Source organism: Kitasatospora sp. NPDC054768, from assembly GCF_053612025.1.
The window spans coordinates 1-5,718 of sequence record NZ_JBSHBN010000285.1; the positions used below are offsets into that span (position 1 = coordinate 1).

The following is a 5,718-nucleotide window of genomic DNA, read 5'->3' on the forward strand; positions in this document are numbered from 1 at the left end:
GGCGGGCAGGATCTCCCGGGTGGTGTACGTCCCCGGGCGGCCCGGGACGCCGACCAGTCGCCAGGGGCCCACCGTCCGGCCGTCCGCCGCGGTGGCGGAGAGCGTGCCGGCGAACTCCTCGGTGACCGGGTCGTGGTCGTTCTCCCAGGTGGCGACGGTGCTGACGCGACCGTTCTGCTGGCCGGTGACGTCCAGGTGGACGCTGTCGCCGTGGGCACCGGCCGGTGCGGCGGTGGGCAGGACGGCGGCCGCCGCGAGGGCACAGGCGGCGAGGAGCGGGCGGGTTCGCATGGCGGGTGTTCCTCGGAGCGGTGTGGGAGGTCGGGTGCGGGAAACGGGGGCGTCGGGCGCGGCCGCGCCGGCACGGGTGGCCGCGCCCGGCGCGCGGGCCGGGCGACGTGCGGGACCGTGGCACCGGGCAGCCGGGCAGCCGGGCCACGGTCCTCGGGCGCGCGGCCCGCGGTCGGTCGGAGGTGCCTGCTTACGTGGCCTTCAGGAGCGACCAGTTCTGCTGCGGCCGGCCGTTCGCCTGCTGCAGCTCCAGCAGCCAACCGCCGTAGTACCAGCGAGTGCTGAGCCCCAGCACGAGCGAGCCGCCGTCCGCGGTGACGGTGAACCCGCCCTCGACGGCGTTGAGCTGCCACTTCTGCGCGGCCGCGTCGGAACACGGCTGCTGGGCGACGTACTGACCGGCCACCGGGGCGCCGCCGAGTTGCAGGCACTTGCCGGAGCGCGCGGACTTGATCCGCACCGCGCCGTTCCCGGCGTCCTCGAACTGCCACTTCTGGTTGGCGTAGCCGGTGCGCTGGTAGGCGATGGCCACGGTCCCGTCGTTCATCGAGCTGCCCCACAGGTCGGCGGCCTGCCCGGTCAGTCCGTTGACCATCGTGTAGCGCGTGCCCGGCTGCGGGCGGCCGGCGTCGGTGACCGTGCGGAAGGTGGCGGTGCGACCGGGCTTGCCGACCGCTCCGGCGGCGTCGCGGACGGCCACGGCCACGGTGTACGAGGTGCCGGGGGCGAGGCGGACCACGCCGACCACCGTCGAGCGGACGGTGCCGATCGCCTGGCCGTTCAGCAGGACGTCGTAGCCGGCCGCGGCGGGTACGGCGGTCCAGCTGAGCACGGCGGAGTTCTGGGTGACCTGGCTGACGCCCACCGCGGGGCCGGTGTTGCCCGCCGTGGGGGTCGCAGTTGGAGTGGGGGTCGCGGTCGGGGTCGCGGTCGCGGTCGGCGACGGGGAGCCGGTCGGCGTGGGGGTGGTGCTGCCGGTGGGCGTCGGGGACGGCGAGGGCGTGCGGGTCGGCGTGCCGGTCGGAGGCGGGGTGGGCGTCGGGTCGGGGCCGCTGCCGCCACCGGCGATGAGGAAGCGGTTGTTGGCGACGTTCCAGTGCGTGGTGAGGTAACTGCCCGGCGACGGGGAGGTGCTGTAGTAGTCGTCGTGGTTGCAGTCGAGCCGGTCGTCATGGGCGCGGTCCGGGCAGACGGTCCGCATCTGCGGGTAGTCGGGGGCGTCCGAATAGCACATCACGTCCCACTCGTCGACGCAGTGCCCGGCCTTGCTGGAGTTGGGCGCGCTGTTGTTCACCGCGCCCAGGTTGTGGCCGAGTTCGTGGGCGGCGGTGCTGCCGCTCCAGCACCCGGAGTCGGTCCGGCCGTACGAGGGACCGAAGTTGCTCAGGTTGTCCTGGCCGGGGCGCTCGTCGCCGGCGAACGTGCCGATCCCGCAGTACACCTTGGCGTCGGTGAACATCATGTACTTGCGGTCCTTGCGGTTGAACCCCTGCGCGGCGAGGGCCCGGTTGCTCGCGTTGAAGTCCTGGATCTCGGCGTCGGAGATCTGCACGTTCAGCACCGAGGCGCTGCAGTCGGACTCGGTGACGAAGCGGACGTGCCGTTCGCCGCCGGTCTCCGCGGCGCTGGCGTTGTAGATGACGTCGACGTCGGCGGACCACTTCTTGAACGAGGCAAGGTACTGGGCGAAGCGGTCGTTGCCCGGGCCGTGGACGTACACCACCTGGACGCGGTTGCCGCTGCTGCCGTCGCCCTCGCAGACCAGCTTCGACCCGGCGGGCACGGCCGCTCCGGCCGGGGCAGCGTCCGCGGCGGTGCCGGCGCCGCCGAGCAGTGCCTTCTGCGTGGCGTCCAGGACGGGCGTGGAGCCCTTCAGCAGGTCGGCGGCGGCGGGTGCCTGGGCTCCGGCCGCGGGGGTGAGCGCGGGCGTCCGAGCGGCCGGGGCCGCGACCGGCGGGACGTCCTGGCGGATGTCCACGCCCTTGGGCGGCACGTCCGGGCCGTGGCTGCACTGGGTGCTGCCGGTGACCTCCAGCGTGCCGCCGCAGCGGTCGCTGCCCGGCAGGCTCAATCCGGCGTAGACCAGGCCGCGTTCGGGCTCGTCCTTGGGTATCGCCTTGAGCGGCGCGGCCTTCTGGTCCCGCTTCGGGGCGGGCGCCTGGGTGGCCCCCTCGGCGGTGCCGGTCTCCCCCGGTCCGCCGTCGTAGCCGACCAGCCCGGCCTGCGTCCCCGAACCGTCGACCCCGTCGGCCGCGGCCGTGACGGCGCCGTTCAGGGCCGCCGGCTCCAGCGCGGTGCGGATGCCGAGCGTTCCCGCCAGCAGCCCTGCCGCCACCGCCGCGGCGACCAGTGCGCTCCTGCGGGTGAGCCTGCGGCGCTTGCGCCGGCGAAGCTCGGTGCTCCGGTGTCCCATCGCGTTCCTTTCCTCGTGCGACGACCCGGACCCTGTGGTGAAGGGGTCCGGGCCTTCCGACACTCCGGAGAGCACGCGGGACGACCGGCAATAACAGAAACATCTTGCGAAAATATTCAGCGCGTTCGAACCGCGGGCGACGGCGGCGCCGGTTCCAGCCGGGGTGGTCCGGAGCCTGGCGACGGACCGTGCCGCACGGCCAAGAGGTGATCCGGTCGGCGAAGTGAGTGCCTTCGCCGACCGGATCACCTCAGAGGTCAGTGCTCAGTGCTCAGTGCTCAGTGCCCGGTGCCCGGTGCTCAGTGCCCGGTGCCCGGTGCTCAGTGCCGACACGGTCAGAAGATGAGCTTCCAGCCGTCGATGCGGCCCGAGTCGGTGCGGTACATGTCCTGCACCCGGAGCCGCCAGGTGCCGTTGGCGAGCTGGGCGGAGGCGTCGACCGTGTAGGTCTCGATGACGTTGTCGCCCGAGTCGCCGAGGTTGCTCTTCTTCAGCGAGTACACCGTGCCGTCCGGGCCGACCAGGTCGACGACCAGGTCACCGCGCCAGGTGTGCTTGATGTCCACGCCCACCTTGAGGTCGCTCGGCGCCCGGCCCGGAATCCGGTCGATGACGATGTCCGAGAAGATCGCAGGGCCCCCGTCCGGAATCGACACGGGGGTGGTGTTCGCGAAGATGCCCCGGGAGACCTTCCAGGTGAACGTCGTCGCGAGGCTGCTGTGGTGGGAGGCCTTGGCGGTGACGGTGACCGTGTACGTGCCGGTGAGGGCCGGAACGCCGGTGACGCGGCCGGTGACCGGGTGGAGCGTCAGGCCCTCGGGGAGGCCGGTCGCGTGGTAGGTGACGATGCCGGGGTTGAAGTTGGCGGCCTTGATCTGGAGATCGGCGGGGGCGCCGATCGCGGTGATCTGGCTGGCGACGGGGTCCAGCAGGAGGCCGTCGACGACGCGCGGGCCGACGTTGATGGCCGCCCAGGCGTTGGCGGTGTTCATGTAGGTCGCGCTGGTCGGCCCGTACAGGTCGGCGGCGGCCTGCAGGGTGGCGGTGCGGGCCGCCGCGTAGTTGGTCGACGAGGTCATGTAGGTGGTCAGCGCCCGGTACCAGATCTTGGCGGCCGCGTCCCGGCCGATGCCGGTCACCGGCAGGCCGTCGGAGGTCGGGGAGTCGTAGGCCACGCCGTTGACGGTCTTGCTGCCGCTGCCCTCGGAGGCCAGGTAGAACCAGTGGTTGGCCGGGCCGGAGGAGTAGTGCACGTCGACGGAGCCGAGGTCGGACGACCAGTAGTCCCTGGAGCGACCGTCCTTGGAGGGCTTGTCCATGTAGCGCAGCGGACTCCCGTCGCCCCTGATGTCGATCTTCTCGCCGACCAGGTAATCGCCCTTGTCCTCGGGGTTGTCGGCCCAGAACTCGATGGCGGCGGCCATGATGTCCGAGGTGGCCTCGTTCAGGCCGCCGGACTCACCGCTGTAGACCAGGTTCGCGGTGGCCGAGGTGACGCCGTGGGTCATCTCGTGGGCGCCGACGTCGATGGAGGTCAGCGGCTTGACGTTGCCCGCGCCGTCGCCGTAGGTCATGCAGAAGCAGCTGTCGGACCAGAACGCGTTGACGTAGTTGTTGCCGTAGTGGACCCGGGTGTAGGCGCCGACGCCGTCGTCCTTGATGCCGTTGCGGCCGTGGACGTTCTTGTAGTAGTCCCAGGTGAGTTGGGCGCCGTAGGCGGCGTCCACGGCGGCGGTCTGCCGGTTGGCGACGGTGCCGTCGCCCCAGGTGTCGGTCGGATTGGTGAACAGCTTCTTGGTGGAGCTGGTGCCGTTCAGGTCGTAGGTGCTGTGGCCGCCGCGGGTGTTGTCGGTCAACGCGAAGCCGCCGCCGGCCGCCGCCGAGGTGCCGATGGTGACCTGGCCCGAGTACTTGCTGTTGCCGACGCCGGTCTCGACGCCCTGGTACTCGAAGATCTTCTTGCCGGAGTTGGCGTCGGTGATGACGTGCAGCTCGGACGGCGTGCCGTCCTCCTGCGTGCCGGTGACCACCGTCTCCCACGCGAGGCGCGGGGTGCCGGACGCGGCCCAGACCACCTTGCGGGCGCTGTCGGCCGCCGGCTCCGCGACCTTCGCGCTGCCGGCGCTGTCGAGCGCGAGGCCCTTCGCCGCCTCCGCGCTCTCCTTGGCGGTGGTGTCGACGGCGATGTCCGCCTCGGTGGCCTTGGTGACGCCCTTCGTGGAGCCGTCCGCGGCGGTGTGGACGACCAGGTCGCCGCCGAGCACCGGCAGTCCGTCGAAGGTCCGCTCGTAGCGGGTGTGCACGCTGCCGTCGGCGTCCTTGGTGACGCCCCTGGCGACCAGTGCCTCCTTCGACCCCAGCTTCAGCGACCTGGCGGTCTCCGCCAGCGACGCGTCCGCCGAGGCCAGCAACTCACCGCGCTGCTCCGGCGACAGCTGCACCGGCAGCGCGCCGGCGGTGGCCCGGGCCTCGGCGGGGGCCTGGGCGGGAGTCTCGTCGGCGATGGCGACACCGGATGTCAGAACAGCCACGATCATCGCGGCGCCGACTGTCAACGCGCCTGCGCCGGTGGTCTTTCGGGAGGATCGATTCACACTGAACTCCTTCTGCGACGGCCGCGCGGGTGCGGCCGGAGTCAGCCGGGAGGGCAGGGATGGTGCCGCCCGGTAGAGCTGGTGGTTCGAGTGGGGGACAACCTCCACGTGATCACCGCAGCGGGTGGTGCGCGTGCGACTGCAAGGGCCGCTGCGGCGATGGGACGGTACAGTGCCATCTTTGTTGGAAACACGTCACCCGTGCGGCGACAAGTTGGCCGGAATGCTTCGTCATAGACGTAATGTCGAGGTAATCCACCGTCAGAAGACGGGTAATGCGGGGGAAAACAGACCGGCGCCGACGACGGCCCCACCAGCGTGCGTCCGGTGTGACGTCTACGGGCGGGTGCCCTTGACGTTGGGCTGGGTCTTCTGGTTGTAGATCTCCTGGCCGTCCGCGTTGTAGGCGTGGACGTAGGG

General features: G+C 71.6%; 3 protein-coding genes. All 3 read right to left on the bottom strand.

Going from position 1 to position 5,718, the window contains the following annotated elements; translation table 11 throughout:
- Positions 1–291: hypothetical protein (locus ACWGKU_RS40135; RefSeq protein ID WP_452191807.1), on the bottom strand; the 291-nt coding region annotated here is incomplete at its 3' end.
- Between the two features lie 190 nt (positions 292–481).
- Positions 482–2,704 (bottom strand): RICIN domain-containing protein, encoded by a 2,223-nt coding sequence (locus ACWGKU_RS40140; RefSeq protein ID WP_452181012.1) that lies wholly within the window; start codon positions 2,702–2,704, stop codon positions 482–484.
- A 335-nt stretch (positions 2,705–3,039) separates the two neighbouring features.
- A complete protein-coding gene (locus tag ACWGKU_RS40145; RefSeq protein WP_401053531.1) occupies positions 3,040–5,241 on the bottom strand; it encodes a M4 family metallopeptidase in 2,202 nt (733 codons plus the stop codon).
- Positions 5,242–5,718 lie beyond the last annotated feature (477 nt).